This window comes from Streptomyces sp. NPDC028308 (genome assembly GCF_055565855.1).
Genome location: NZ_JBVHTO010000001.1, coordinates 324,698 through 351,226 on the forward strand (window position 1 = coordinate 324,698; position 26,529 = coordinate 351,226).

A 26,529-nucleotide genomic window follows, 5' to 3' on the forward strand; every position below is an offset into this window, starting at 1 on the left:
TACGGCTCCTGTGGCGTGCGGCGCGGCGGCGGTACGGCGGACGCTCATCGCACCCTCGTCGCGCGCCGCATGGCCTCGGCGGCGAGGCGGACCGTGGCGTCTCGGGTGGCCTGCCCGAGCAGCTCGGGGCGGATCGGGCCGCCGCCCGCCAGATGACGGTCGTAGGGCAGGGGGACGACGGTGACGCCCGTCTCCTTCAGGTGCGCGACGGCCGCCTTGACGTCCAGCACCAGATCGGGCGATCCGGCCGTGAGCGCGACGACCGTCGAGGCGAGCGCGGCGTGCGGCAGCTGGGCCAGCCAGTTGAGGACCTGGCGGGTGCCGTTGACGCCCTCGGCCGTGGTCGGGGCGACGACCACCCGGGCGTGGGCGGTGTCCATCGCGGTGCGGGCCACCTCGCCGGGCAGGCTCTCGCAGTCCACCACCGTCACCGCGAAGTAGCGGCGCAGCGCCAGCGTCACCGTGCGGTACGTGGGGACGTCCAGCGGGGCGCCGACGCGGCCCCGGCTCGCGGGCAGCAGCCAGCCGCCGTCGGCGACCGGCACCAGGTAGCCGGTGACGTCGTTCAGCCGCATCGAGGGGCTGAGGATCGGCGCCAGGTCCCCGCAGGCCCAGCGCACCGACTCCGCGCCCATGCGTACGGGCAGCGTGCCGAGTGCGGCGTCGGCCTCCAGGGTCAGCACGGGGTCGTGCCGGTAGTGGTTGAAGGTCCGGCCGAGCAGCGCGGAGACCGTCGACTTGCCGACGCCTCCGCGGATCGAGGTCACGGCGATGACCCGCCCGGTGGTGACCGGTTGTTGCAACTCCCGGGCGATCCGGGTCTCCTCGGTCACGTCCTGCGCGGCGGACGCGGTGAGGCGGCGCAGCGAGCGTCCGGTGCGCCGGGTGAGGGAGTCCCCGTGCTGCGGGCGGCCGAGGGCGCGGGCGAGCCGCGGGTCGACGGTGGGCACGGCCTCCGGGGCGGACTCCGGCAGCCGGGGGTCGCGTGAGCCCCGCGGCACGGGACTGTCCCCGGGCTGCCCTCCGCCCGCCGCGGCCGAACGGGCCGGGTGCGGCAGGGCCGGTGAGGGCGCGGGGCGCGTGGGCGCGGGCGCCGGCTGCGGCTCGGGGTGCGCCGGGGCGGGCTCCGCGGTCTCCAAGGGCGGGGCGGGGTACGCCGGTTCGCCCCCTCCGGCGGGCGGCGCGGCGGCCAAGGGCTGCGCTCCGGGGCGCGGCGGATGCACGAGACGCAGCGCGGGCTCGCCCCGCCGCACGCCGGGGACCCCGGCGCCGGGAGGGCCGGAGGGCCCCACGCCGGGCGTCGGAGCGGTCGCCGCGGGGTTCTGCCCGGCACCGCCCGGTGCGGCGGCCGTACCGGAGGCGCCGGCCCCCGTGGGCACACCGGTGTCACCCACGGCCCGGGGTTCCCCGGTGGTCTGTCCCAGCCGGCGCAGCACGTCGCGCTGCCAGTCCCCTCCCCGTCCCTGTTCCTGCGCCATGTCCGCCCCTTAAGCGAAGGTGTCGAGCAGTCGTCCGTACACGCCGAAGACGCCGAGAACCAGCGGGAACAGGGCGATCACCCCGACGGTTTCCAGCATGTCGCCGGCGCGCCGCAGCCGTACGCGCACATGCTCGGCGGGCTGCACCGACAGGACCAGCAGCGGCAGCACCGCGAGCCCCGCCAGCACGGCCAGCGGCCCCGCCGCCCCGGACCGGTCCAGCCACACCAGGAGCAGCCGCACCGCGAGCACGGCCGACGCCGCCAGCAGCACCACCACCTCCGCGACCAGCGGGAAGGCACGGGCCCGCAGCGCCACCACGACGGTCGTGACGACCGCGAGCAGCACCGTCCACACGGTGGGCTCGCGCAGCGCCAGGACACCCGCGGCGACCGCCGAGACGGCCACCGTGACCGTCGCCAGCGCCAGCCCCCGGTGCGTTGCGGCCAGCGCCGCCGACACCTGGTACCGGCTCACCGAGGCGCCGCCCGAGCGCCGGTCGTCGAGACCGGACAGCCCCGACGCCATCAGCGCCAGCCGGGGCAGCAGCCCCAGCACGACGACGGACCCGACGGCGAGCACGGCGCCGACCCGGGCCTGTTCCCCGGCGTCCGACATGCCCGGTTGGAGGGCCACGGCCGCCTCCCAGCAGAGGCCCGTCGCGGCCAGCGCGGCACCGCCGACGAGCCCGCCCCGGCCGAGCGGCGTGAACCGTCCCAGCAGGACGAGCGTCACGACGACCGCCGCCACCGCACCCGCCGCCTGCGCCGCCCCCGGCCAGCCGCGGGCGTCGCCCAGCGTCCAGGCACCGAGCACCCCCAGTGCCCCGCCCGTGGTGAGCAGCGTGGCCGCGAGCCCGCGCCGTCCCGTCCGCCCGAGCAGCACACCGCCGAGCAGGCACACCGCGGCGAGTGCCAGCAGCGCGGCGCCGACGGACCCGTGCGTGTAGTGCGCCCGCGCGACGACACCGGCGACGAGCGCCCAGCCGACGGTCGCGAGCCCGGCCACGATCCGCCGGACGGCGGGCCGCCAGCGCCAGGCACGCGAGTCCAGGTCGTCGGCGGTCTCGTCGCTGACGTCATGTACCACCGGCGCCGAGGGCGCGTCCTCGGCACGCACCAGCCGCAGCACGGCCCCGTCGGGCACCCCCGCGGACTCCAGCGTGCCGTCGTGCGCGAGCGCGGAGCCGTCCGCGGTCACCAGGTGGCGCAACTGGGGGCGCTCGGAGACCTGGTCGCCCAGCAGCCGCAGCACCTCGGGCAGGAGCAGCCCGACGGGTTCCCGCGACGGCAGGACCAGGTCCACCCTCCGTCGCTCGCCGACCAGGGTGACCCGGCTCAGCGCCGTGCGGCCCGTCGGTCCGGTCTGGCTCGAAGCCCCCGCGGATATCGCCATGTCGTACCAATCACCGGGTCGAAGGAGTCACTGAGGAAGCGGAAGGCTGCGGGGAGGACCCCGGCGACGACGGGGCGGAGACACCCGGAGAAGGCTGTACGGGACCGCCGTTGGGGCTCTTGCCGATGATCCGGTGGGACACGAACGACCACCCCACGCACCCCGCGCACAGCACCGCCGCGATCACCACCCCGGCGAACACCTTCCCCAACCGCTCGTCCACCGAGCGCCGTTGCCGCTGCGTCCCGAACAGCAGGGCGTCCCGCAGCCGCCGTCGCCGTACCGACACGGACTCCAGCAGCTGGCTGTCGTACTCCTGGGCCGTCACCGTGTTCCCTTCGGCATGGACGTGCCGTTCGCCGGGATCCGGTGGATCCCGTCCGCGGTTCCCCCGCCGCGGCCCGGTGTGCCGGACCCGGGGCCGCGGACTCGCCGCGGCCCCGGGCCGGTCCGCCTCAGCCGATGTTGTCGACCGCGGCGCGCGCCTTGGCGAGCGTCGCCTGCGCGGTGCCGTCGTTCTGCTCCAGCGTGGTGCGCACGAGGCGGATGATGTCGCGGACCTCGTTCGCCGCGCGGTTCCAGCGGACTTCCTTGCCGTGGTAGTCGTCGGAGACACCGTCGGCCTGGAACTCGGCCATCGCGGCCTGCACCGCGCGGTCGCGGTCCCCGAGGACGCGCTCCAGCTGGCCGATGATGCCCTGAAGGCTGCCCTGCACCTCCGTGGAGGCGCCGGTGTCGTACGAGCGGCGGTCCTGGTTCTGACCCATGATCCAAATCCCCCTGAGTCGTCTTATCGGGCGCCGAAGCGGGCCGCGTCGAAGTTGGCCTGCCCCATGTTCTGGTGGGCGTTGTCCTGCTGCTCGGTGTCACCGGTGCCGAACGCGGTGTCCATGCCGCCCTGGCCGCCGAGGATCGCGCCGAGCGAACCGTTCAGCGCGTCGGTGATCTCGTCCGCCCGGCTCTTGAACGAGTCGAACGCGGCCTTGCCGGCGCCGTTGAACTTGCCCTCCAGCGGCTCCGCGGCCTGCACGAGCCACTTGATCAGGGTGCCCAGGTCGTCACTGGATCCGACCGTGCTCTTGCCCAGGTCCGCCAGGGTCGTGGCCCCCATGTCGAACTTCACGTATCCACCCCCGTGTATCGCGTATGACTCACCAGTACGTCGAACATCGTGACCCATAACGCGTTGCAGCGGCAACGCCGTTGGGTGCCAAGTGACACGATCAGGACGTAACACGGACTTCTTCGCGACGCGTCGCCCCGGGGCTCCGCCGGGGCTCCCACGGGGCTCCGGCAAGGCTCTCGCGGGGTGCCGGAGTGCCTCGGAAAAAATCTTGGAAATACCGTGCAACCCTTCCGGGAGTCCGCGGGTCTAGGTGTGCGTCAGGACTCTTGGAGGGGGATCCGGGGGGATCGCGGGGGTTCTGATGCGGAGGGGAAAGCCGAGGGGGCCCGGTCGACGGACCGGGCCCCTTCGAAATGCCCGCGCACGGCCGGGAACCGGCCCGACGGGCGGCTGATCCCGGCGACGGACGGCCGCGACCACGCGCCTCACGGCCGCAATCAAGCGCCTCACGGCCCCGGGCGCGCCGTCCTCCTCAGAAGAACACCCCGCACCGCAGCAGCACGTTGGCGTACGGCCGTGCCTCCCCGGTGCGCACGATCAGCCGCGCGCCCGCCGAGCGCGACTTCAGCTCCTCGTGCGAGACCAGCTCCAGCACGGGCAGGCGCGAGCGGAGCAGGGCCGCCGCCTCCGGGTTCGACTCCCGCACCTCGTGGGCGGCCGTCCCGCACTCCACCACCAGCTCCGCGAGCAGCCCGTCCAGGACCTCGGCGAACGACGGCACCCCGGCCCGGAACGCCAGGTCCACCAGCCGCGGCCCGTCCGGGATGGGCATCCCCGCGTCGCACACCAGCACCCCGTCCCCGTGCCCCAACTCGGCGATGGCGCCCGCGAGATGGCGGTTCAGTATCCCGGCCTTCTTCACAGCGCGCCGACCTCCTCGGCGGTCGGGAAGGACACCTGCGCGCCCTCCCGGGTGACGGCGGCGGCGCCGACCCGGGCCGCGTACGCGGCGGCCTCGGCAAGGGACGCCCCGGCCCCGAGGCGCCAGGCCAGCGCCGCGGTGAACGCGTCGCCCGCCCCGGTGGTGTCCACCGCCGCCACCTTCACCGGCGCGACGCGGGCCGACCCGCTCCCGTCCGCCACCAGCGCGCCCGCCGCGCCCAGCGTGACGACGACCGAGCGCGGGCCGAGGGCGAGCAGCGCACGCGCCCAGTCCTCGGGCTCGGGTCCCGCCGCCTCGCCCAGCAGGACGCGGGCCTCGTGCTCGTTCACGATCAGCGGGTCGCAGGCCGCCAGCACCTCGGCGGGCAGCGGCACGGGCGGTGAGGGGTTGAGGACGAACCGGGAGCCGGACGGCAGGCACCGTACGGTCTCCACGACCGTCTCCAGCGGGATCTCCAACTGCGCCGAGACCACCCGCGAGGCCCGCAGGAGCTTCTCGGCCGCGCGGACGTCGGCGGGCGTCAGCCGTCCGTTCGCGCCCGGCGAGACGACGATGCTGTTGTCCCCGGACGGGTCGACGGTGATCAGCGCGACCCCGGTGGGCGCCCCGCCTGCCAGCACACCCGCCGTGTCGACGCCGGCCGCACGCTGGGAGTCGAGCAGCAGCCGTCCGTGCGCGTCGTCGCCGACCCGCGCGAGCAGCGCGGTACGGGCACCGAGCCGGGCGGCGGCGACCGCCTGGTTGGCGCCCTTGCCGCCCGGATGGACGGCTAGGTCGGAGCCGAGCACCGTCTCCCCGGCCGCGGGCCGCCGCTCGACCCCGATCACCAGGTCGGCGTTGGCCGAGCCCACGACCAGCAGGTCGTAGTCGTACATCAGCACACTCTTTCCGTACGTCGACGGGGCGGGACCCCGTCCGTCCACGGGAGCCGGGTCCGGCCCCCGTACGCCGGTGGGGGCCGGGTCCGCGGTGAGGCGGACCCGGCCCGACCGCCGGCGAACGGCCCGCGGACCGGCGGGGGAGCCGGTCGGCGGGCCGGGCGTCAGCCGCCGAACCCGGCCACGTTCTTCGACGTGACGACCTTCACCGGCACCTTCACGGTCTCGTCGACCTTCTTGCCCTCGGCCGCGTCCAGCGCGTTGCGCACCGCGATCCGGCCGAGCTCCTTGGGCTGCTGGGCCACGGAGGCGTACAGGGTGCCCGCCTCGACCGCCTTCAGTCCGTCGGGCGTGCCGTCGAAGCCGATGACGGCGACCGACTTGCCGGCCTTCGAGCCGAGGGCCTTGATCGCGCCGAGCGCCATCTCGTCGTTCTCGGCGAAGACGCCCTGGACGTCCGGGTGCGCCTGGAGCATGTTCGTCATGACGTCGAGGCCCTTGGTGCGGTCGAAGTCCGCGGGCTGCTTGGCGACGACCTTGATGCCCGGGAACTCCTTGAGACCCGCGGCGAAACCGGCGCCCCGCTCCCGGCTGGCGGACGTTCCCGCCTGGCCCTGGAGGATCGCGATGGTGCCCTTGCCGCCCAGCTTCTCGGCGAGGGTCCGGGCGGCGAGCTTGCCGCCCGCCACGTTGTCGGAGGCGACGAGCGCCGCCGTGTCGGCCTTGTTGACGCCCCGGTCGACGCCGACCACGGGGATGCCGGCCTTGTTCGCGGCGCGTACCGCGGGGCCCGCCGCGTCCGAGTCCACCGGGTTCACGATGATCGAGCCGAGACCCGAGCTGGTGAAGTTCTGCAGCTGGTTGGCCTGCTGCGAGGCGTCGTTCTGCGCGTCGGTGACGGTCAGGTCCGCGCCGAGCTTCTTCGCCTCCTGCTGGGCGCCGGCCCGGATCTGGACGAAGAACGGGTTGTTCAGCGTCGACAGGGACAGTCCGACCTTCTTGTCGGTGCCGCCCGAGGAGCCGTTGTGCAGGAAGGACATGCCGCCCACGACGGCCGCCGCGACCACGGCCGCCAGCACATAGGTGCCCGCCTGCCGGGCCCGGCCGCCCGGACCGCCCGTCCCGGCGGCCGTCGGGGTCGCCCCCGCCTTGCGCCGCACCGTGTCGAGCAGCACCGCCAGCGCGATGACGACACCGATGACGACCTGCTGCCAGAACGCCGACACCGAGAGCAGGTTGAGTCCGTTGCGCAGCACCGCGAGGATCAGCGCGCCGATCAGGGTGCCGGACGCCTTGCCCGTGCCGCCGGCCAGCGAGGCGCCGCCGATGACGACCGCGGCGATCGCGTCGAGCTCGTAGCCCTGGGCGGCCTGCGGCTGCGCGGAGGAGAGCCGGGAGGCGAGCACGATGCCCGCCGCGGCGGCGAACAGACCGGACAGCGCGTAGATCGCGAGCTTCTGCTTCTTCACCCGCAGACCCGAGAGGCGGGCCGCCTCCTCGTTGCCGCCGATCGCGTACATGGAGCGTCCGATGTACGTACGGCCGAGGATCAGGGCGGTGATCAGACCCATCACGATCATCACTAGGACCGGCACAGGCAGCCAGCCGCCGAGGGTGTCGCCGAGGTGCGAGACGGAGTCGGGGAAGGGGATCGGGCTGCCCTGGGAGATCACCAGGGACAGTCCGCGGCCCACCGAGAGCATGGCCAGCGTCGCGATGAACGGCGGCAGCTTCCCGTACGAGATGAGCACGCCGTTGACCAGCCCGCACGCTATGCCGGTGGCGATGGCGAGGAGGACCGCGATCCCCACCGGGACGCCGTGCGAGGTGGCCGTCCAGGCGAGGACGGTCGCGGAGAGCGCGGCGACGGAACCGACCGACAGGTCGATGCCCGCCGAGACGATCACGAAGGTGACACCGAAGGCGAGGATGGCGGTGACGGCCGCCTGGACGCCGATGTTGAGCAGGTTGTCGGTCGTCAGGAAGTCGCCGGACAGCGCCGACATCGCGACGACGAGGACGATGAGCGCGGTGAGCGCGCCGTTGTCGAGAAGGAGGCGGCGGACCGCCGAGGCGCCACTGGCGCCCGATGAGCTCTTGAGCGTGTCAGTGGCCACGGGAGTCCTCCACTGCGGTAGTTCCGGTGTTGGCGGTAGCGGGTGTGCTGACGGCGAGTGCCATCACCGCGTCCTGGGTGGCTTCGGCGGCGGGGAGTTCGCCCGCGATCCGGCCCTGGGCCATGACCAGCACGCGGTCGCTCATACCGAGCACCTCGGGCAGGTCGCTGGAGATCATCAGGACGGCGGCTCCGGCGGCCGTGAGCGCGTTGACGAGCTGGTAGATCTCGACCTTGGCGCCGACGTCGATGCCGCGCGTCGGCTCGTCGAGGATCAGCACCTTGGTGTCGGCGAGCAGCCACTTGCCGATGACGACCTTCTGCTGGTTGCCGCCGGACAGGGTGCGTACGTGCTGGCCGAGTCCGGCCATCCGGACGCCGAGCTGCCCGGCGATCCGGGCGGCGGCCGCCCGCTGGCCCCTGAGGTCGACGAGCCCGCCGTGGGTCGCCGAACGCAGGGTGACGAGACCGAGGTTCTCCTCCACGGACGCGTCGAGCAGCAGTCCCTGGCCCTTGCGGTCCTCGGGGACCAGCCCGATGCCGGCGGTCATGGCGGCGGTGACGTCGTGACGCGGCAGCCGCGCCCCGGCGACCTCGACGGTGCCGCTGTCGTACGGATCGGCCCCGAAGACCGCCCGGACGACCTCGGTGCGTCCCGCGCCCACCAGTCCCGCGATGCCGACGACCTCACCGGCGCGCACCTCGAACGACACGTCGTGGAAGACGCCGTCCCTGGTGAGCCCCTCGACGGTCAGCAACGCGGTTCCGGCGTCGGCGCGTTCGCGCGGGTACTGCTGCTCGATCGACCGGCCCACCATGAGGCGTACGAGTTCGTCCTCGGGTGTGGAGGCGGGCACCTGGCCGACGCTCCGGCCGTCCCGGATGACGGTGACCCGGTCGCCGAGGGCGGCGATCTCCTCCAGGTGGTGGGTGATGAAGACGATGCCGACGCCGTCCTCGCGCAGCCTGCGCACGATCGAGAAGAGCTTCTCGACCTCCTCGGAGGTGAGTACCGCGGTCGGCTCGTCCATGATCAGGACGCGGGCGTCCAGGCTGAGCGCCTTGGCGATCTCGACCATCTGGAGCCGGGCGATGCCCAGTTCACGCACCCGGGCCCGGGGGGACACGTGCACGCCGACCCGGTCGAGCAGTTCGGCGGCGTCGGCCTCCATCTTCTTGCGGTCGATGAGTCCGAAGCGCCGCGGCTGGCGGCCGAGGAAGATGTTCTCGGCCACCGTCAGGTCGGGGACGAGGTTGAACTCCTGGTAGATGGTGGCGATCCCGAGGCGCTCGGAGTCCTGGGCGCCGTGGATGCGCACCTCCTCGCCGTCGACGAGGACCCGTCCTGCGTCGGGGCGGTAGGCGCCGGAGAGCATCTTGATGAGGGTGCTCTTGCCCGCGCCGTTCTCCCCGAGCAGCACGTGCACCTCGCCGCGGCGCAGGTCGAAGTCGACGCTGTCGAGGGCGACGACGCCGGGGAACGTCTTGCGTATCCCTTCGATACGCAGCAACTCGTCCGTACGGCTCACGGGTTGCTCCTTTGCACGGGAGGTACGGGTGCCGGCTCGCCGCAGGAACGGCGCACGACGAGACGGGCGGGGAGGGTGACGGACTGCGGGGGCCGCCCTTCGATCCGGTCGACCAGGGCGCGGACGGCTGCCCGGCCCAGTTCACCGGTCGGCTGGGCGATCGCCGTGACCGGCGGGTCGGTGTGCACGAACCACGGGATGTCGTCGAAGGCGGCGAGGGCGATGTCCTCGGGGACCCGCAACCCGCGTGCCCGGACGGCGTCCAGCGCGCCGAGCGCCATCAGGTTGTCGGCGGCGAAGACGACCTCGGGCGGCTCGGCCAGGTCGAGGAAGCCCTCGGTGGCCCGGCGCCCGCTCTCCGCCTGGAAGTCGCCCTGGCCTATGTAGGCGTCGGGCAGGGCGATGCCGTACTCGGCGAGCGCCTCCCGGAAGGCCTCCACGCGCTCGCTGCCGGTGGTGGTCGCCGCCGGGCCCGCGATGATGGCGAGCCGCCGGTGGCCGAGTCCGTGCAGGTGGGCGACGAGGTCGCGGACGGCCGCCCGCCCGTCCGCCCGGACGACCGGCACGTCCACGCCGGGGATCCAGCGGTCCACGAAGACCATCGGAGTGCCCGCGCGGGCGGCGTCCAGCATGCCGGGGGAGCCGCCGTCGGCGGGGGAGACGAGGAGGCCGTCGATCCGGCGGTCGAGCAGCGTGCGGACGTGGTGGTCCTGGAGGTCGGGCCGCTCGTCGGCGTTGCCGATGATCACGCTGTAGCCGAGGGCGCGGGCCTCCTCCTCGACGGAGCGGGCCAGCTCGGTGAAGTACGGGTTGAGCACGTCGCTGATGACCAGGCCGAGGGTGCGGGTCTGGTCGGTGCGCAGGGAGCGGGCGACGGCGTTCGGGCGGTAGCCCAGGGTCTGGACGGCGGTCAGGACACGGGCGCGTGCGTCCGCGCTGACCGACGGATGGTCGTTCAGGACGCGCGAGACCGTGGCGACGGACACGCCCGCCTCGGCAGCGACGTCCTTGATGCTCGCCATCGTCGCTCCACCTCCTCGTGGAATCGATTACATGCAGGAATTGGAATCGATTACATGGGGAAAGGCAAGGGTCGCCAGTGGCCGAGATTGAATCGTGACCTGTGGCGTGATACGGCCCACGACGGCCTTCTTGGGCGCTCAGACGGCGGCCAGCTCGCACCACACGTACTTGCCGCGGTTGCCGTGCCGGGCGAGCGGGTGCCAGCCCCACTCCGTGGAGCAGGCCCGCACCAGGGTGAGCCCTCGCCCCTGTTCGGGGTGCTCCTGCTCCTCCTGCCCCTCCTGTCCGGACGGCGCCGGCGGCTCGGGCGGCTCGGGGTCCGTGTCCCAGGCCCCGATCCGCAGTGTGCCGGGCGGCGACCAGCGCACCCGGAGGGCGGCGGGGCCCTTCGTGTGGCGTACGGCGTTGGAGATCAGCTCGGTCGCGAGCAGCTCGGCGACGTCGGTGAGGCCGATCAGTCCGTGCATGGTGAGGATCAGTCGGATGGTGCGGCGGCTGACGGTGACGGCGCGCACGTCGTTGGGGACGTGCAGGGAGTACTCCCAGGACTCGTTTTCGGGCATGCGTGAACTCCGTTCGGTGGAGGGGGAGTTGCGGCGGGCCGGCGGTGGCAGTGTCGCGCCCGTCATGGCAGGACGGGGCGGTGCGCTTCCGGTGCCCCGGGGGTGCCGCAGAGTGTGCGTCGCGTCACTGACGGTAGATCTAAATCTAGAGACGCCGCAAGCGGGTCACGTAATCTGGCCCCCAATGAGTGGCGTCCGCGGGCGCGTTGAACCAGAGGGCGGTCAGGCTTTGAGGCGCGAACCGACGGCACGTCAGATGCGACTGGCGACAGAGCTGCGCAGACTCCGCGAGGCGGCAGGCCTCACGGCGCGCCAAGCGGCGGCGCTCCTGGGGGTGAGCCCGGCTCAGATCACCCACATCGAGTCCGGCCTCGCGGGCGTGAGCGAGCAGAGGCTGCGCCGCCTCGCCTCTCATTACGCCTGCACGGACGAGGAGTTCATCGACGCGTTGGTGGCCATGGCGACGGACCGGACGCGGGGCTGGTGGGAGGAGTACCGGGGATTGCTGCCCACGTCGTTTCTGGACCTGGCCGAACTGGAACATCACGCCGTGTACCTGCACGACGTGGCGATCCTCTACGTGCCGGGTCGGCTGCAGACGGAGGACTACGCCCGCGCCCTCTTCAGTTCGCGAGTTCCCGAACTGACCGACGAGGAGGTCGAGTTTCGGGTGCGTCACCGAATGGCACGCCAACAACTGCCCCTCCCGCACGAGGTGGTGATCCACGAGGCGGCGCTGAGGATCCGGGTGAGCGACCGCGCCGCAACCCGAGCGCAGCTCACGCGGCTTCTCGAATCGTCCGAGAGCGCCCACGTCACCCTGCGAGTGATCCCCTTCGATGTGGACGGTTTCACCAAAGCGTCCGCCACCATGACCTACGCGGGTGGCTCTCTGCCCCGATTGGACACGGTCGTGCGCGACGCGCCGCACGGGTCGGTCCTCATCGACGCCGAAGCTCAACTGGCGACTTACCGAACGAACTTCCGTAGGGTGCAAGCTGCATCGCTCGACCCGGAGCGATCGCGTGAACTCATCAACGGACTGGCGAAAGAGTTGTGAGGCGCCCCATGACGTTCGACAACTGGCACAAGTCGTCCCACTCGGGCGAGGGCGACGGCAACAGTTGCGTGGAGATCGCGACCCGCCCCACCCACGTCGCCGTCCGTGACTCGAAGGCCCCCGCCCAAGCCACCCTCACCTTCCCGGTGACGGCCTTCGTCCCCTTCGTGGAGGCGCTCAAGCAGGCCCCCGTGGCTGATCGCTGACGGCTGTCACACCCTCCGGGTACCGTCGGGACATGTCCGATCAGGCGGGAACCCGCCAGGTGACCCTGGCGGTGGTGGAAGGCGTACTGGAGCGCATCACGTACGCCAACGAGGAGACCGGGTACACAGTGGCCCGGGTGGACACCGGCCGTGGTGCCGGCGACCTGCTGACCGTGGTCGGCTCGCTCCTCGGCGCACAGGTCGGCGAGTCCCTGCGCCTGGAGGGCCGCTGGGGCTCCCACCCGCAGTACGGCAAGCAGTTCACGGTGGAGAACTACACGACGGTGCTGCCCGCCACCGTCCAGGGCATCCGCCGCTACCTGGGCTCGGGTCTGGTCAAGGGCATCGGCCCGGTCTTCGCGGACCGCATCACCCGGCACTTCGGCACCGACACGCTGCGGATCATCGAGGAGGAGCCGAAGCGGCTCGTCGAGGTCCCCGGTCTCGGCCCCAAGCGCACCAGGAAGATCGCCGACGCCTGGGAGGAGCAGAAGGCGATCAAGGAGGTCATGCTCTTCCTCCAGAGCGTCGAGGTGTCGACGTCCATCGCCGTCCGCATCTACAAGAAGTACGGCGACGCGTCGATCTCCGTGGTGAAGAACCACCCCTACCGCCTCGCGTCGGACGTCTGGGGCATCGGTTTCCTCACCGCCGACAAGATCGCCCAGTCCGTCGGCATCCCGCACGACAGCCCGGAGCGTGTCAAGGCAGGTCTGCAGTACGCGCTCTCGCAGTCCACCGACCAGGGCCACTGCTACCTTCCCGAGGAGCGGCTCATCGCGGACGCGGTGAAGCTGCTCCAGGTCGACACGGGACTCGTCATCGAGTGCCTGGCCGAGCTGGCCGCACCCGGCGAGGACGGCGAGGACCCGGGCGTCGTGCGCGAGAGGGTCCCGGCCCCCGACGGCGGCGACCCGGTCACCGCGGTCTACCTGGTCCCGTTCCACCGCGCCGAACTCTCCCTCTCCGCCCAGCTGCTGCGGCTGCTGCGCACCGGCGAGGACCGGATGCCGGGGTTCCACGACGTGGACTGGGACAAGGCGCTCGCCTGGCTGAAGGGGCGTACGGGCGCGGAGCTGGCCCCCGAGCAGGAGGCGGCCGTCCGGCTCGCGCTGACGAAGAAGGTCGCCGTCCTCACCGGGGGACCTGGCTGCGGCAAGTCGTTCACGGTGCGCTCGATCGTGGAGCTGGCCCGGGCCAGGAAGGCGAGGGTCGTGCTGGCGGCGCCCACGGGCCGGGCGGCCAAGCGCCTCGCGGAGCTGACCGGCGCCGACGCCTCCACCGTGCACCGGCTGCTGGAGCTCAAGCCCGGCGGGGACGCGGCGTACGACCGGGAGCGGCCGCTCGACGCCGACCTGGTGGTGGTGGACGAGGCGTCGATGCTGGACCTCCTGCTCGCCAACAAGCTGGTCAAGGCGGTCGCCGAGGGTGCTCACCTGCTGTTCGTGGGGGATGTCGACCAGCTGCCCAGCGTCGGCGCCGGCGAGGTCCTGCGCGATCTGCTCGCCGACGGCAGCCCGATCCCGGCGGTCCGCCTCACCCGCGTCTTCCGCCAGGCCCAGCAGTCCGGCGTGGTGACGAACGCCCACCGGATCAACGCGGGCCAGCAGCCCGTCACCCAGGGACTCAAGGACTTCTTCCTCTTCGTCGAGGACGACACCGAGGAGGTGGGCCGGCTCACCGTGGACGTGGTGGCCCGGCGCATTCCGGCCAAGTTCGGCCTCGACCCGCGGCGCGACGTGCAGGTGCTCGCGCCGATGCACCGCGGCCCGGCGGGCGCCGGAGCACTGAACGGCCTGCTCCAGCAGGCCGTCACACCGGCCCGCCCCGACCTCCCCGAGAAGCGCTTCGGCGGCCGGGTCTTCCGCGTCGGCGACAAGGTCACCCAGATCCGGAACAACTACGAGAAGGGCGAGAACGGCGTCTTCAACGGCACGGTCGGCGTCGTCACCTCGCTCGACCCGGACGAACAGCGCCTGACCGTACGCACGGACGAGGACGAGGAAGTGGAATACGAGTTCGACGAGCTCGACGAACTGGCCCACGCGTACGCGGTGACCATCCACCGCTCCCAGGGCAGCGAGTACCCGGCGGTGGTGATCCCGGTCACCACCAGCGCCTGGATGATGCTCCAGCGCAATCTGCTCTACACGGCGGTCACCCGCGCCAAGAAGCTGGTCGTCCTCGTCGGCTCCCGCAAGGCGATAGGCCAGGCGGTCCGCACGGTCTCCGCCGGGCGCCGCTGCACCGCCCTGGACCACCGTCTGGCGCCCCGCCCCCTCGGAGCCTGAGACGCCGGCACGGACGCGGGGAAGGGCTCAACGGGCCCGGCACGGCGGGGTTCGTAAAAAATGATCGATCAAATGAGTCACAAAGGTCACACTCCACTTCCGGAAGCGGAGCGTGGGGGGCAGGATGAGCAGGTTGGCGGCACTGAGTGCCGCCAATAGGCCCAATGGTCGACCCCGAGTGCACTCTCCAGGGCCAAATGGGGGATGGTAGAGACAGTCAGGGCACCTCGAAGAAGAGGCACAACGTCGGTGAGGGATGACGTGAGCGACAACTCTGTAGTACTGCGGTACGGCGATGGCGAGTACACCTACCCGGTGATCGACAGCACCGTCGGCGACAAGGGCTTCGACATCGGGAAGCTCCGCGCCCAGACCGGTCTGGTCACGCTCGACAGCGGATACGGCAACACCGCCGCCTATAAATCCGCGATCACCTACCTCGACGGCGAGGAAGGCATCCTGCGGTACCGCGGTTACCCGATCGAGCAGCTCGCCGAGCGCTCCACCTTCCTTGAGGTGGCGTACCTGCTGATCAACGGCGAACTGCCGACCGTCGACCAGCTCTCCACCTTCAAGGGCGAGATCACGCAGCACACCCTGCTGCACGAGGACGTCAAGAACTTCTTCCGCGGCTTCCCGCGTGACGCCCACCCCATGGCGATGCTGTCGTCCGTGGTCAGCGCGCTGTCCACCTTCTACCAGGACAGCCACAACCCGTTCGACGAGAAGCAGCGCCACCTCTCGACGATCCGCCTGCTCGCCAAGCTTCCGACGATCGCGGCCTACGCGTACAAGAAGTCGATCGGTCACCCGTTCGTCTACCCGCGCAACGACCTCGGGTACGTCGAGAACTTCCTGCGGATGACCTTCTCGGTCCCCGCGCAGGAGTACGACCTCGACCCGGTCGTCGTCTCCGCGCTCGACAAGCTGCTCATCCTGCACGCGGACCACGAGCAGAACTGTTCGACCTCCACCGTGCGCCTGGTCGGCTCCTCGCAGGCGAACATGTTCGCCTCGATCTCCGCCGGCATCTCGGCCCTCTGGGGCCCGCTGCACGGCGGCGCCAACCAGTCGGTGCTGGAGATGCTCGAAGGCATCCAGGCGTCCGGCGGCGACGTCGACACCTTCATCCGCAAGGTGAAGAACAAGGAAGACGGCGTGAAGCTCATGGGCTTCGGGCACCGCGTCTACAAGAACTTCGACCCCCGGGCGAAGATCATCAAGGCCGCCGCGCACGACGTCCTCTCCGCCCTCGGCAAGTCGGACGAGCTGCTCGACATCGCGCTGAAGCTGGAAGAGCACGCGCTGGCCGACGACTACTTCGTCGAGCGCAAGCTCTACCCGAACGTGGACTTCTACACGGGCCTCATCTACCGCGCGATGGGCTTCCCGACCGAGATGTTCACGGTCCTGTTCGCCCTCGGCCGCCTGCCGGGCTGGATCGCCCAGTGGCACGAGATGATCAAGGAGCCGGGTTCCCGCATCGGCCGCCCGCGCCAGATCTACACGGGCGAGGTCCTCCGCGACTTCGTCCCGGTGGAAGCCCGCTAGACAGCACCTTCCAGGCAAAAAACCGCCCCGACGGCTCCTCCCGAAAGCGAGTGAGCCGAAGGGGCGCGCCTGTGTCGAAGGGCCGACGCGCGGAGGCCCCGACGAAGGAGGGTCGAGCACGATCGGCCCCTCGACACAGGCTTCCGCGCCCCGGAGGCGAACCGAGCTCCTGGAAGAGGGGGCCCCGGAGGCGAACCGAGCGCCAGAAATACGGAAAGCGCCCTGCTGCCGGTCCCCCCACGGGCCGGCAGTCAGGGCGCTTTCCTTGTCCCGGTGCGGATTCCCCCCACGGGATCCGGCCGGGCGTCTGTGGGACAGCGCCTGAATCGCTGCGAGCTAAACGAGCAAAACTGGTTACGCCACTGCGTGACGAGGTGCGGTCTGCCGGGACCCGTACGGACCGGGAGGGCCGCTCAAAGCTCTCCGGCGTACGTGCCCCGGCAACGCAGCTCCGGGAACGTCCCCCAAGACATCCCCAGATGCCGGCTCCGCCCCCCAAGACGTTGCCGACATCGCCAACTTAGACTCACGAACCCCTTCGTTGGTTACGTTCACATCACTGTGACCTGCGTCTCTTGCATATGTCCTGAAAATGCGCAAGAGCCCCGATACGTCGATCGGAGACCAAGCGTAAGGATGATGCGCGAGCCTTGTGAAGAGCTTATGTGAGGCTTCCGTTGGACTCTAGAGGGACTCCCGCCCCGTCGTCATGAGAATGCCCTGAGCCGAAGGCTGTTCGTGACCACGAACACCGAGGAGAAGGCCATGGCGGCGCCCGCGATCATCGGGTTGAGGAGTCCCGCGGCGGCCAGCGGCAGCGCGGCCACGTTGTATCCGAAGGCCCAGAGCAGGTTCCCCTTGATGACGGCGAGGGTCCGGCGCGAGAGCCGGATCGCGTCGGCGGCGACGCGCAGGTCCCCGCGGACGAGGGTCAGGTCGCCGGCCTCGATGGCCGCGTCGGTCCCCGTGCCCATGGCGAGACCGAGGTCGGCGGTGGCGAGCGCGGCGGCGTCGTTGACGCCGTCGCCGACCATGGCGACCGTCCGGCCCTCGCCCCGGAGCCGCTCGATCACCTCGACCTTGCCCTCGGGCAGCACCTCGGCGACGACTTGGTCGATGCCGACGGCGCGGGCCACGGACTCGGCCACCGCCCGGTTGTCGCCGGTCAGCAGCACCGGCGTGAGACCGAGGGCGCGCAGGGCCCTCACCGCCTCGGCGCTGGTCTCCTTGACCGTGTCGGCGACGGTCAGGACGCCGATCGCCGTCCCGTCCCGGGTGACCACGACGGCCGTACGGCCGCCGGCCTCGGCCTCGGCGCGGGCGCGGGCCAGCTCGGGCGGGAGGGTGCCGTGCGGCAGCCGTCCCACCGTGATCTCCCGTCCCTCGACGCGTCCGCGCACGCCGAGTCCGGGGACGTTCTCGAAGTGCTCGGGAGCGGGCAGGGCGCCGGCGCGCTCCTCGGCGCCCGCGGCGACGGCCCGGGCGATCGGATGCTCCGAGGCGTGCTCCAGGGCTCCTGCGGCCCGCAGGAGCTCGCTCTCGCCGATGCCTTCGGCGGCGTACACCTCGTGCAGGGTCATCCGGCCGGTGGTGACGGTCCCGGTCTTGTCCAGGACGACGGTGTCGACGCGGCGGGTGGACTCCAGGACCTCGGGGCCCTTGATGAGGATGCCGAGCTGGGCGCCGCGTCCCGTGCCGACCATCAGCGCGGTCGGGGTCGCGAGGCCGAGGGCGCAGGGGCAGGCGATGATCAGGACCGCGACGGCGGCGGTGAAGGCGGCCACGGTGTCACCGGTGAGACCGAGCCAGAAACCGAACGTGCCGACGGCGATCAGCAGTACCACCGGCACGAAGACCGCGGAGATCCGGTCGGCGAGGCGCTGCACCTCGGCCTTGCCGTTCTGCGCGTCCTCCACCAGCCGTGCCATCCGGGCCAGCTGGGTGTCCGCGCCGACGCGGCGGGCCTCCACGACCAAGCGGCCCGCGACGTTCACGGTGGCGCCGCTGACGCCGTCGCCGACGGACACGTCGACCGGCACGGACTCGCCGGTCAGCATGGACGCGTCGACCGCCGAGGTGCCCTCGACGACGGTGCCGTCGGTGGCGATCTTCTCGCCGGGCCGTACGACGAAGCGGTCGCCGACGGCCAGTCCGCCGACGGGGACGCGCACCTCGCGGCCGTCCCTGAGGACGCGGACGTCCTTCGCGCCGAGCTCCATCAGTGCCCGCAGGGCCGCCCCGGCGCGCCGCTTGGAGCGGGCCTCCAGGTAGCGGCCGAGCAGGATGAACGCGACGACGCCGGCCGCGACCTCCAGGTAGATGGTGGAGGCGCCGTCGTGGCGCGAGACGGTGAAGGTGAAGCCGTCCCGCATGCCGGTCATGCCCGCGTCGCCGAAGAACAGCGCCCAGAGGGACCAGCCGAAGGCGGCGAGCGTGCCGACGGACACGAGCGTGTCCATGGTGGCCGCGCCGTGCCGCGCGTTGGTGAGGGCGGCGCGGTGGAAGGGGAGTCCGCCCCAGACGACGGCGGGCGCGGCGAGGGTGAGTGCGAGCCACTGCCAGTTGTCGAACTGCAGTGCCGGGATCATCGACATCAGGACGACGGGCAGCGCGAGGGCGGCGGAGACGGTCAGCCGCTGCCGCAGGGAGGCGAGTTCGGGGTCGTCCGCGGCGGGCGCCTCGGTGTCCTCGGCGGGCGGGGGAGCGGGCTCCTCGGCCGTGTAGCCGGTCTTGACCACGGTGGCGATGAGGTCGGCGACCTGTGTCCCCGCGGGGTAGGTGACCTTCGCCTTCTCGGTGGCGTAGTTCACCGTGGCGGTGACGCCGTCCATGCGGTTGAGCTTCTTCTCGACCCGGGCCGCACAGGAGGCGCAGGTCATCCCGCCGATGACGAGTTCGACCTCGGAGGCCGGGACGGACGGCGCGGAGGTCTCCGTCACCGGGGTCCTGGCTGCTGCGGTGGTCATGTCCGGCTCCAGTCGATGGGCCGGGCCGTACGGAGTCGGTGTCTGCCGGCCGGTACGGCCCGGTGCGGGGACGAGGTGCTGCGGGCGGCGCCGCAGCCGGGCTCGGGCGGGGTCAGGCGCGGCCGACGAGCTCGAAGCCCGCCTCGTCCACGGCGGCGCGTACGGCCTCGTCGTCGAGCGGCGCGGCGGACACGACGGTGACCTCGCCGGAGGAGGCCACGGCCTTCACCGAGTCGACGCCGGCGATCTCCGAGATCTCGCTGGAGACGGAGCCTTCGCAGTGGCCGCAGCTCATGCCGCTCACCCGGTAGACGGTCGTGACGGAGTGCGGGGTGCCGGTCTGGGCGGTCATGGCGTTACTCCTCGTCGAGGCATGGGGGCGTTCCGGTGCGGGTGGGCGGCCTGTGGGATGCGGGTTCCCACCCGACGCGCTCCACACTATACCCCTAGGGGGTACTAACGAGGCCGGGCGGGACGCGGCCGGACCGCGGGCGCGCCGCTCAGTGTCCGCCGCCGCCCGTCTCCCCGACGAGCGGCTTCAGGTAGCGGTACATGACCGTCTTCAGCTCGGTGACGTACGCGTCCCGCGCCGTGCCCTCGTGGGACATGATCAGGTCGAGTCCGGCCTTGAAGAGGGCGAGCGTCATGTTCGCGGTGCGGGTGCGCTCCTCGGGTGAGGCGTCGGGCAGGTAGCCGGCGACGATGTCGTCCACCCGGGTCAGCACGGCGTCGTGCACGGTGCTGATCTCCTCGGTGATGCGGCCCGGGGTGTCGGCGCCGTGCATCAGGACGCCGAACGCGGGGTTGGCGACGTTGAACTCGATGAGCGGGTCGAGGACCGCGTCGAGCATCTCGTCCAGCGGGAGCCCGATGTTCTCCGGGGCGAGGGCCTGGCCCTGCGACGCGCGCCAGTCGTGGAGCAGCTGGTCGCTGAGGCCGATCGCGAGGGCCTCCTTGTTCGGGAAGAACTGGTAGAGCGTGCCGGGGGAGACGCCCGCCTCGCGGGCGATCGCGTTCGTGCTGGCGCCCGTGTAGCCGCTCCTGCAGAACACCGAGGCGGCGGCGTCGAGGAGCTGGGCGATGCGGCGCTCGCCGCGGGCCTGGCGCCGGCGCGGCCTGTCCTCCGGCGTCCGCTCCGTGATGCCGGTGCCGGTGCCGTCGGCGGACCTGTCGGGCTTGTCGGACACGGGTTATCCCCAACTCTCAGGGCGCGATTGACAAACACGAGTGGTCGCTCGCATTCTTGGAAAACGCGAGCGATGACTCGTGTTTGCCAGTCTATGGCAAAGGACGACCCATGCGGCCTGCCCGGACGCGCGCGACGAAGGCGCGGCCGCGAGCGGACGACAGGGGTCACGGTGAAGGGGACACCGCACGATGACCGTAGTCAACAGGACCCCGCGTATCGGCGGCTGGACCCGCGTCGTGACCGCGCGGCCCCGGCTCTCGCTGCTCCTGGCCCTGCTGGTCACCGCCCTCGCGGTGGTCGCGGGCAGCGGTGTCGCCGACCGGCTGGGCAGCGGCGGCTGGGAGGACCCGGACGCCCAGTCCACCTACGCGACCGAGGCGCTGGAGCACCGCTTCCCCGCCTCGCAGCCCAATCTGCTCCTCCTGGTCGACGCGGGACGCGCGTCGGTGGACGACCCCGCCGTCGCCGCCGAGGCGAAGCGGCTCGCGGCCCGGCTCGCCTCCGAGCGGGGCGTCACGGGCGTCGGCTCCTACTGGCAGTCAGGCTCACCCGCCCTGAAGGCCGAGGACGGGCACGAGGCACTCGTCGCCGCCCGGATCACGGGCGACGAGAAGACCGCGGGCGAGACCCTGGACCGCCTGGCACCCGCCTTCCGGGGGACGCACGGCCCGGTCGAGGTCCGCGTCGGCGGACCCGTCGCCGTACGGCACGAGATGCAGACGACCATCCGCGAGGACCTGACCCGCGCCGAGCTGATCGCCCTCCCGGTGACGCTCGTGCTCCTGGTGATGGTGTTCGGGAGCGCGGTGGCGGCGCTGCTGCCGCTCGGCGTGGGCATCATCGCCATCCTCGGCACGAACGCGGTCCTGCGCGGACTCACCGAGCTGACCGACGTCTCGGTCTTCGCCATGAACCTCACCACGGCCCTCGGACTGGGCCTCGCCGTCGACTACGCCCTGTTCATCGTCCGCAGGTTCCGCGAGGAGCTGTCCGCGGGCGCCGAGCCCCGGGCCGCCGTCGCCACCACCCTGCGCACCGCCGGGCGCACGGTCCTCTTCTCGGCCCTCACGGTCGCCGTGTCGCTGGCCGCGATGCTGCTCTTCCCGCAGTACTTCCTGCGCTCCTTCGCCTACGCCGGCATCGCGGTGGTGCTGCTCGCCGCGGGCGCCGCCCTCGTCCTGCTGCCGGCCGCGCTGGTCCTGCTCGGACACCGGGTGAACGCCCTGGACCTGCGGCGCCTGCTGCGGCGCGGCCGGCCGCGCAGGACGGCCGAAGGGGCGGCCTGGGGGCGCACGGCGGACCTCGTCATGCGCAGGGCACCGGTCTTCGCCCTGGCCACCACCGTCGCCCTGGTCGTCCTCGGACTGCCGTTCCTGGGCGTGCGGTTCGGCACGGCCGACGACCGGCAGCTCCCCTCGACCGCCGAGTCCCACACCGTCCAGCAGCACATCAGGGACGGCTTCCCCGGCAGTCCGGGCGGCGGCCTCGAAGTGCTCGCCGAAGGCCGCGCGACCCGCGCCGAGTACGCCGCGTACAAGGACCGGATCGCCGCGCTGCCCGGCGTGCTCCGGGTGGACGGACCCCTGGTGGAGGGCGACTCGGCGTACTTCACGGTGCTGCCGAAGGGCGAGGCCGTCGACGACGCCGCCCAGCGGCTGGTGGGCGACCTGCGCGCGGCCGACGCGCCCTTCGACACCGCCGTCACCGGCACGGCGGCGGTCCTTGTCGACTCCAAGCACGCGATAGCCGACCGGCTGCCGTGGGCGGTCGCCTTCATCGCGCTCGTCACCCTGCTCCTGGTGTTCCTGCTGACCGGCAGCGTGCTCGTACCGCTCCAGGCGGTCCTGCTGAACGCGCTCAGCCTGACGGCGATGTTCGGGGCGGTGGTCTGGGTCTTCCAGGACGGCCATCTGTCGGGGCTGCTCGGCTTCACCGACACGGGCTCGATCGAGACCACCCTGCCGGTCCTCATGTTCTGCGTCGCCTTCGGACTGTCCATGGACTACGGCGTGTTCCTGCTCTCCCGCATCAAGGAGGAGTACGACGCGACGGGCGACCACCGGGAATCGGTCCGCTTCGGCCTCCAGCGCACCGGCGGACTGATCACCGCCGCCGCGGTCATCCTGGCGGTGGTGATGGTCGCGATCGGCACCTCGCGGGTGACCAACACCAAGATGCTCGGCCTCGGCATCGCGCTCGCCGTCCTGATGGACGCGATGATCGTCCGCAGCCTGCTCGTGCCCGCCGTCATGCGGCTCACCGGCAGGGCCACCTGGTGGGCCCCGGGTCCGCTGCGCCGCTTCCACGAGCGGTTCGGAGTCGCCGAAGGGGACACGCGGCCCCCCGCCTCCGAGGTGCAGGAGCCCGACCTGGACCGGGACAGGATCGAGGTACGCGGATAGCGTTCCCCGCGGACACGATCTCCGGGCGAGGGGCGAGACGGATGCGGGCAGTGGTGTTCGAGCGGTACGGCGAGCCGGCCGAGGTGCGCGAGGTGGCGGACCCGGCACCGGCCGGGCACGGGGTCGTGGTGCGGGTCGAGGCCACCGGGCTGTGCCGCAGCGACTGGCACGGCTGGCAGGGGCACGACCCGGACATCACGCTGCCGCACGTGCCCGGTCACGAACTCGCCGGTGTCGTCGAGGCCGTGGGCGCGCGGGTGACCGGATGGCGCCCCGGGGACCGGGTCACCGTGCCCTTCGTCTGCGCCTGCGGCACCTGCCCCGCCTGCGCGGCGGGCGACCAGCAGGTCTGCGAGCGCCAGACCCAGCCCGGCTTCACCCACTGGGGCTCCTTCGCGCAGTACGTGGCGCTGGAGCACGCCGACGTGAACCTGGTCGCGGTGCCCGAGGAGCTGTCCTTCGGGACGGCGGCCTCGCTGGGCTGCCGGTTCGCCACGGCGTTCCGCGCGGTGGTCGTACAGGGACGGGTGGCGGCGGGGGAGTGGGTCGCGGTGCACGGGTGCGGGGGCGTCGGGCTGTCCGCCGTGATGATCGCGGCGGCCTCGGGCGCCCGGGTCGTGGCCGTGGACGTCTCCGCCCGGGCGCTGGAGCTGGCGCGGACGTTCGGGGCGGCCGAGTGCGTCGACGCCTCCCGGGTCGCGGACACGGCGGAGGCGGTGCGCGAGGTGACGGGCGGCGGCGCCCACCTCTCCCTGGACGCGCTCGGTTCCCCCGCCACCTGCGCCGCCTCCGTGAACGGCCTGCGCCGCCGCGGCCGTCATGTGCAGGTGGGCCTGCTGCCCTCGCCGACCGGCTCCACCCCGGTTCCGATGGCACGGGTGATCGGCCTCGAACTCGAAGTGCTGGGCAGCCACGGGATGGCGGCGCACGCCTACCCCCGGATGCTGGAGCTGGTGCGGGCGGGCGTGCTGCGCCCCGATCTGCTCGTCACGTCGACCATCCCGCTGGACGCCGCGCCGGCCGCGCTGGAGGCGATGGGCACGGCCCCGGGCTCCGGGGTGACCGTCGTCGAACCCTGGGCCTGAGGGGCCGCACCGCCCACGTCCGGGTCCGCGCCGGAGCCCTTCACTGCCGCCTCCCGCCCGTCGAACCGGCTCCGGGGGCCGGCCCGTCGCCGCCGGGGCGGCCGTGACTCCCGGCGTCAGTGCCGCCGGGGCGGCCGTGACTCCCGGGGTCAGTCCTCCCGGCGCCCCCGGTTGCCCGGCCGGGACGCGACCCAGGCGCGGACGGTGTCGGCGTACCAGTACGGTTTTCCGCCCTCCACATGGTCGGGCGGTGGCAGCAGGCCGTGTTTGCGGTACGACCTCACGGTGTCCGGCTGCACCCGGATGTGCGCGGCGATCTCTTTGTACGACCAGAGCCGACGGTCGGTCATCAGTGGCACCTCCCTGCGCGCGCCGCGGCGGCGGCCGGGGGCGGCCGTCGGGGGAGCCGGGCGCTGTGCTGGCGATCACAAAGCCTGTGCCCGTTGAACGACGCTGCGTGACCGGGAGGCTGGGCCTGTCGCCCGGGTGTGACCCAAGACCCGCGTATACGCGACATGTGTGACAGGAAGCGGTCTTTTGTGACACGGGTGACGCATTGAGCGTCGTGAGCACCCTGGGAACAACTGATGGCCCCGGCCCCACCGCACGCCGACGGACCCCACGCGCCCCCCCCGGCGCACCGCCGCGCCCCCCGAAGCCGCGCCCCCGAATCGCCCCCACCCGCGCCCTCGAACCTGGCCCCCGTCCGTTCAGGCCCCGCAGGACCTCAGGAACGCCCGGGTCCGTTGGGCGATCGGGAGGGGCTTGTCCGGTGGGCAGGGGTACATGTCCTGCTCGACGATCGCGAAGAGGTCGACGTCGAGCTTCTGCGCGGCGGCGAGGACGGGCTCCAGCGCCGGTACGCCGGAGGGCGGTTCGCACATGACACCGCGTGCCACGGCCGGCCCGAACGGCACCTCGCCCGCCCGGACCTCGGCCAGGACCAGCGGATCCACCTGCTTGAGGTGGAGGTAGCCGATGCGTTCGCCGTACGTCTCGATGAGCTTGACGCTGTCGCCGCCGCAGTAGGCGTAGTGCCCGGTGTCCAGGCACAGCGAGACGAGCGAGGAGTCCGTGGCGTCCAGGAAGCGGGTGACGTTCTCCTCGCTGTCGATGTGCGTGTCGGCGTGCGGGTGGACGACGATCCGCAGCCCGTAGCGCTCCCGCACCTCGTGGGCGAGCCGCTCGGTCTGGGCGGTGAGGCTGCGCCATTGCGTCGGTGTCAGGGTCCTGTCCTCCAGTACCGCGCCCGTCTTGTCGTCCCGCCAGAAGGAGGGGATGACGACGAGGTGCTCGGCGCCCATGGCCCGGGTGAGCTCGGCGATGGCCGAGACGTGCGCCCAGGTGGAGTCCCACACCGCCGGGCCCCGGTGCAGGCCGGTGAACACCGTGCCGGCCGAGACCGTGAGCCCGCGCCGTGCGGTCTCCTCCGCCAGGACGGCCGGATCGGTCGGCAGATAGCCGTAGGGGCCCAGCTCGATCCACTCGTACCCGGACGCGGCGACCTCGTCGAGGAAGCGCTGCCAGGGGACCTGCCGCGGATCGTCCGGGAACCAGACGCCCCAGGAGTCGGGAGCCGAACCGATTCGGATGCGGGACAGTGAGGAGGGAGGCGACGACCGCGGTGACGGCCGGGGCGACGACGGGCGTGAGGGGCCAGGTGACGACGGACGTGACGGCTCGGGCGATGGCTGCGGTGACAACGACGTCATGGGCGTCAGCTTCGGACCGCCCCTGGAAGGTGTCAAGCCCTGGTCCGAATGTCTGGACAAAGCGTTGACAGGGCTCCCCGGGCGACGCTAGACCTGGGGACAGCCCAAGCGAAGGGATCTCGATGGCGTACGACCTGATCACCATGGGGCGGATCGGCGTGGACCTCTACCCGTTGCAGACGGGCGTGCCGCTGGCCCGGGTGACGTCCTTCGGGAAGTTCCTCGGCGGGTCGGCGACGAACGTCGCGGTGGCCGCCGCCCGCCTCGGCCGGCGCACGGCGGTGATCACACGTACGGGCGACGACCCCTTCGGCGCGTACCTCCACGACGCGCTGCGGGACTTCGGCGTCGACGACCGCTGGGTGACGCCGGTCGCCGGGCTGCCGACCCCGGTCACGTTCTGCGAGGTCTTCCCGCCGGACGACTTCCCGCTCTACTTCTACCGGCAGCCCAAGGCGCCCGACCTGGAGATCCACGCGGACGAGCTCGACCTGGAGGCGGTGCGCGACGCCTCCGTCTTCTGGGTGACCGGCACGGGACTGAGCGAGGAGCCCAGCCGCACCGCGACGCTCGCGGCGCTCGCCCACCGGGCCGGGGCGGGCACGACGGTCTTCGACCTCGACTGGCGCCCCATGTTCTGGAAGGACCCCGGGTCCGCGCGCCCCTTCTACGCCGAGGCCCTGCGCCACACCACCGTCGCCGTCGGCAACGTGGACGAGGTGGAGATCGCCACCGGCGAGCGCGACCCGCACACCGCCGCCCGCGCCCTGCTGGCGGCGGGCGTCGAGCTGGCGGTGGTGAAGCAGGGCCCGAAGGGCGTCCTCGCCGTCCACCGCGACGGCACGTCCGCCGAGGTCCCGCCGCTGCCGGTGACCGTCCTCAACGGCCTCGGCGCCGGCGACGCCTTCGGCGGCTCCCTGTGCCACGGCCTGCTGGCCGGCTGGGACCTGGAGCGGATCATGCGGTATGCGAACGCGGCGGGCGCCATCGTCGCCTCCCGCCTGGAGTGCTCCTCGGCCATGCCGACCCCGGACGAGGTCGAGGACGCGCTCGCCGCGGGAGCGGTGCGGTGAGGG

At 72.3% G+C, this 26,529-nt stretch carries 23 protein-coding genes; 7 read left to right on the forward strand and 16 right to left on the reverse strand.

Annotated elements, in window-relative coordinates:
* Nucleotides 1–44: 44 nt before the first annotated feature.
* The 11 genes from ACZ4VA_RS01355 to ACZ4VA_RS01405 all read right to left on the reverse strand — a co-directional run bounded on the left by ACZ4VA_RS01355 (nt 45) and on the right by ACZ4VA_RS01405 (nt 10,991).
* A complete protein-coding gene (locus ACZ4VA_RS01355; RefSeq protein WP_356237652.1) occupies nt 45–1,478 on the reverse strand; it encodes a CpaE/TadZ family protein in 1,434 nt (477 codons plus the stop codon).
* 9 nt (nt 1,479–1,487) lie between these two features.
* On the reverse strand, nt 1,488–2,873 hold the full coding sequence (gene eccD, locus ACZ4VA_RS01360) for a type VII secretion integral membrane protein EccD (RefSeq protein ID WP_355795085.1): 1,386 nt from the start codon (nt 2,871–2,873) through the stop codon (nt 1,488–1,490).
* A 10-nt stretch (nt 2,874–2,883) separates the two neighbouring features.
* A complete protein-coding gene (locus tag ACZ4VA_RS01365) occupies nt 2,884–3,201 on the reverse strand; it encodes a hypothetical protein (RefSeq protein WP_356164749.1) in 318 nt (105 codons plus the stop codon).
* Nucleotides 3,202–3,328: 127 nt separating this feature from the next.
* Nucleotides 3,329–3,640 (reverse strand): pore-forming ESAT-6 family protein, encoded by a 312-nt coding sequence (locus ACZ4VA_RS01370; RefSeq protein WP_121402948.1) that lies wholly within the window; start codon nt 3,638–3,640, stop codon nt 3,329–3,331.
* Between the two features lie 23 nt (nt 3,641–3,663).
* Nucleotides 3,664–3,996 (reverse strand): hypothetical protein, encoded by a 333-nt coding sequence (locus ACZ4VA_RS01375; RefSeq protein ID WP_355793989.1) that lies wholly within the window; start codon nt 3,994–3,996, stop codon nt 3,664–3,666.
* Nucleotides 3,997–4,471: 475 nt separating this feature from the next.
* Nucleotides 4,472–4,861 carry a D-ribose pyranase gene (gene rbsD, locus ACZ4VA_RS01380; RefSeq protein ID WP_356164753.1) on the reverse strand — a complete coding sequence of 130 codons (390 nt, stop codon included), beginning with the start codon at nt 4,859–4,861 and terminating at the stop codon, nt 4,472–4,474.
* On the reverse strand, nt 4,858–5,757 hold the full coding sequence (locus ACZ4VA_RS01385) for a ribokinase (RefSeq protein ID WP_356237653.1): 900 nt from the start codon (nt 5,755–5,757) through the stop codon (nt 4,858–4,860). The genes rbsD and ACZ4VA_RS01385 overlap by 4 nt, the downstream gene beginning before the upstream one ends.
* A 167-nt stretch (nt 5,758–5,924) precedes the next feature.
* Complete coding sequence (locus ACZ4VA_RS01390; protein ID WP_356164759.1) at nt 5,925–7,877, reverse strand: ABC transporter permease/substrate-binding protein; 1,953 nt, start codon at nt 7,875–7,877, stop codon at nt 5,925–5,927.
* Nucleotides 7,867–9,405, reverse strand: coding sequence for a sugar ABC transporter ATP-binding protein (locus tag ACZ4VA_RS01395; RefSeq protein WP_355782311.1), 1,539 nt, complete (start codon nt 9,403–9,405; stop codon nt 7,867–7,869). The genes ACZ4VA_RS01390 and ACZ4VA_RS01395 overlap by 11 nt, the downstream gene beginning before the upstream one ends.
* The gene (locus tag ACZ4VA_RS01400; RefSeq protein WP_356164763.1) at nt 9,402–10,427 is read right to left on the reverse strand and encodes a LacI family DNA-binding transcriptional regulator; all 1,026 of its coding nucleotides are present in this window, start codon (nt 10,425–10,427) and stop codon (nt 9,402–9,404) included. The genes ACZ4VA_RS01395 and ACZ4VA_RS01400 overlap by 4 nt, the downstream gene beginning before the upstream one ends.
* Nucleotides 10,428–10,565: 138 nt before the next feature.
* Nucleotides 10,566–10,991 carry an ATP-binding protein gene (locus ACZ4VA_RS01405; RefSeq protein ID WP_355782317.1) on the reverse strand — a complete coding sequence of 142 codons (426 nt, stop codon included), beginning with the start codon at nt 10,989–10,991 and terminating at the stop codon, nt 10,566–10,568.
* Between the two features lie 256 nt (nt 10,992–11,247).
* Between ACZ4VA_RS01405 and ACZ4VA_RS01410 the strand changes: the two genes are divergently transcribed.
* From ACZ4VA_RS01410 to ACZ4VA_RS01425, 4 genes are all read left to right on the forward strand, one after another.
* Nucleotides 11,248–12,051: a helix-turn-helix domain-containing protein gene (locus tag ACZ4VA_RS01410; protein WP_355782320.1), complete on the forward strand. Its 804-nt coding sequence runs from the start codon at nt 11,248–11,250 to the stop codon at nt 12,049–12,051.
* An 8-nt stretch (nt 12,052–12,059) separates the two neighbouring features.
* The gene (locus tag ACZ4VA_RS01415; protein ID WP_356237655.1) at nt 12,060–12,257 is read left to right on the forward strand and encodes a DUF397 domain-containing protein; all 198 of its coding nucleotides are present in this window, start codon (nt 12,060–12,062) and stop codon (nt 12,255–12,257) included.
* 32 nt (nt 12,258–12,289) lie between these two features.
* Nucleotides 12,290–14,548 (forward strand): SF1B family DNA helicase RecD2, encoded by a 2,259-nt coding sequence (recD2, locus tag ACZ4VA_RS01420; protein WP_468079209.1) that lies wholly within the window; start codon nt 12,290–12,292, stop codon nt 14,546–14,548.
* 261 nt (nt 14,549–14,809) lie between these two features.
* The gene (locus ACZ4VA_RS01425) at nt 14,810–16,099 is read left to right on the forward strand and encodes a citrate synthase (protein WP_121402961.1); all 1,290 of its coding nucleotides are present in this window, start codon (nt 14,810–14,812) and stop codon (nt 16,097–16,099) included.
* Between the two features lie 707 nt (nt 16,100–16,806).
* Here ACZ4VA_RS01425 and ACZ4VA_RS01430 read toward each other — a convergent pair.
* From ACZ4VA_RS01430 to ACZ4VA_RS01440, 3 genes are all read right to left on the reverse strand, one after another.
* Nucleotides 16,807–19,065 carry a heavy metal translocating P-type ATPase gene (locus ACZ4VA_RS01430; RefSeq protein ID WP_468079211.1) on the reverse strand — a complete coding sequence of 753 codons (2,259 nt, stop codon included), beginning with the start codon at nt 19,063–19,065 and terminating at the stop codon, nt 16,807–16,809.
* A gap of 112 nt (nt 19,066–19,177) precedes the next feature.
* Nucleotides 19,178–19,417 (reverse strand): heavy-metal-associated domain-containing protein, encoded by a 240-nt coding sequence (locus ACZ4VA_RS01435; RefSeq protein WP_355781633.1) that lies wholly within the window; start codon nt 19,415–19,417, stop codon nt 19,178–19,180.
* A 148-nt stretch (nt 19,418–19,565) separates the two neighbouring features.
* Nucleotides 19,566–20,252: a TetR family transcriptional regulator gene (locus tag ACZ4VA_RS01440; protein ID WP_468079213.1), complete on the reverse strand. Its 687-nt coding sequence runs from the start codon at nt 20,250–20,252 to the stop codon at nt 19,566–19,568.
* A gap of 190 nt (nt 20,253–20,442) precedes the next feature.
* On the opposite strand from ACZ4VA_RS01440, the gene ACZ4VA_RS01445 reads away from it, so the two are divergent.
* Both ACZ4VA_RS01445 and ACZ4VA_RS01450 read left to right on the forward strand, forming a co-directional pair.
* Complete coding sequence (locus ACZ4VA_RS01445) at nt 20,443–22,656, forward strand: MMPL family transporter (RefSeq protein WP_468079215.1); 2,214 nt, start codon at nt 20,443–20,445, stop codon at nt 22,654–22,656.
* A 41-nt stretch (nt 22,657–22,697) separates the two neighbouring features.
* Entirely contained in the window at nt 22,698–23,741 is a 1,044-nt protein-coding gene (locus ACZ4VA_RS01450; protein WP_355788217.1) for a zinc-dependent alcohol dehydrogenase family protein, read from the forward strand.
* Between the two features lie 149 nt (nt 23,742–23,890).
* Here the strand turns inward: ACZ4VA_RS01450 and ACZ4VA_RS01455 are convergent, their stop codons facing one another.
* Together ACZ4VA_RS01455 and ACZ4VA_RS01460 are read right to left on the reverse strand one after the other, a co-directional pair.
* Nucleotides 23,891–24,091: a helix-turn-helix transcriptional regulator gene (locus ACZ4VA_RS01455; RefSeq protein ID WP_355788220.1), complete on the reverse strand. Its 201-nt coding sequence runs from the start codon at nt 24,089–24,091 to the stop codon at nt 23,891–23,893.
* Nucleotides 24,092–24,451: 360 nt separating this feature from the next.
* Entirely contained in the window at nt 24,452–25,453 is a 1,002-nt protein-coding gene (locus tag ACZ4VA_RS01460) for a sugar phosphate isomerase/epimerase family protein (protein ID WP_355788222.1), read from the reverse strand.
* Between the two features lie 122 nt (nt 25,454–25,575).
* On the opposite strand from ACZ4VA_RS01460, the gene iolC reads away from it, so the two are divergent.
* Nucleotides 25,576–26,526, forward strand: coding sequence for a 5-dehydro-2-deoxygluconokinase (gene iolC / locus ACZ4VA_RS01465; RefSeq protein WP_355788224.1), 951 nt, complete (start codon nt 25,576–25,578; stop codon nt 26,524–26,526).
* Nucleotides 26,527–26,529 lie beyond the last annotated feature (3 nt).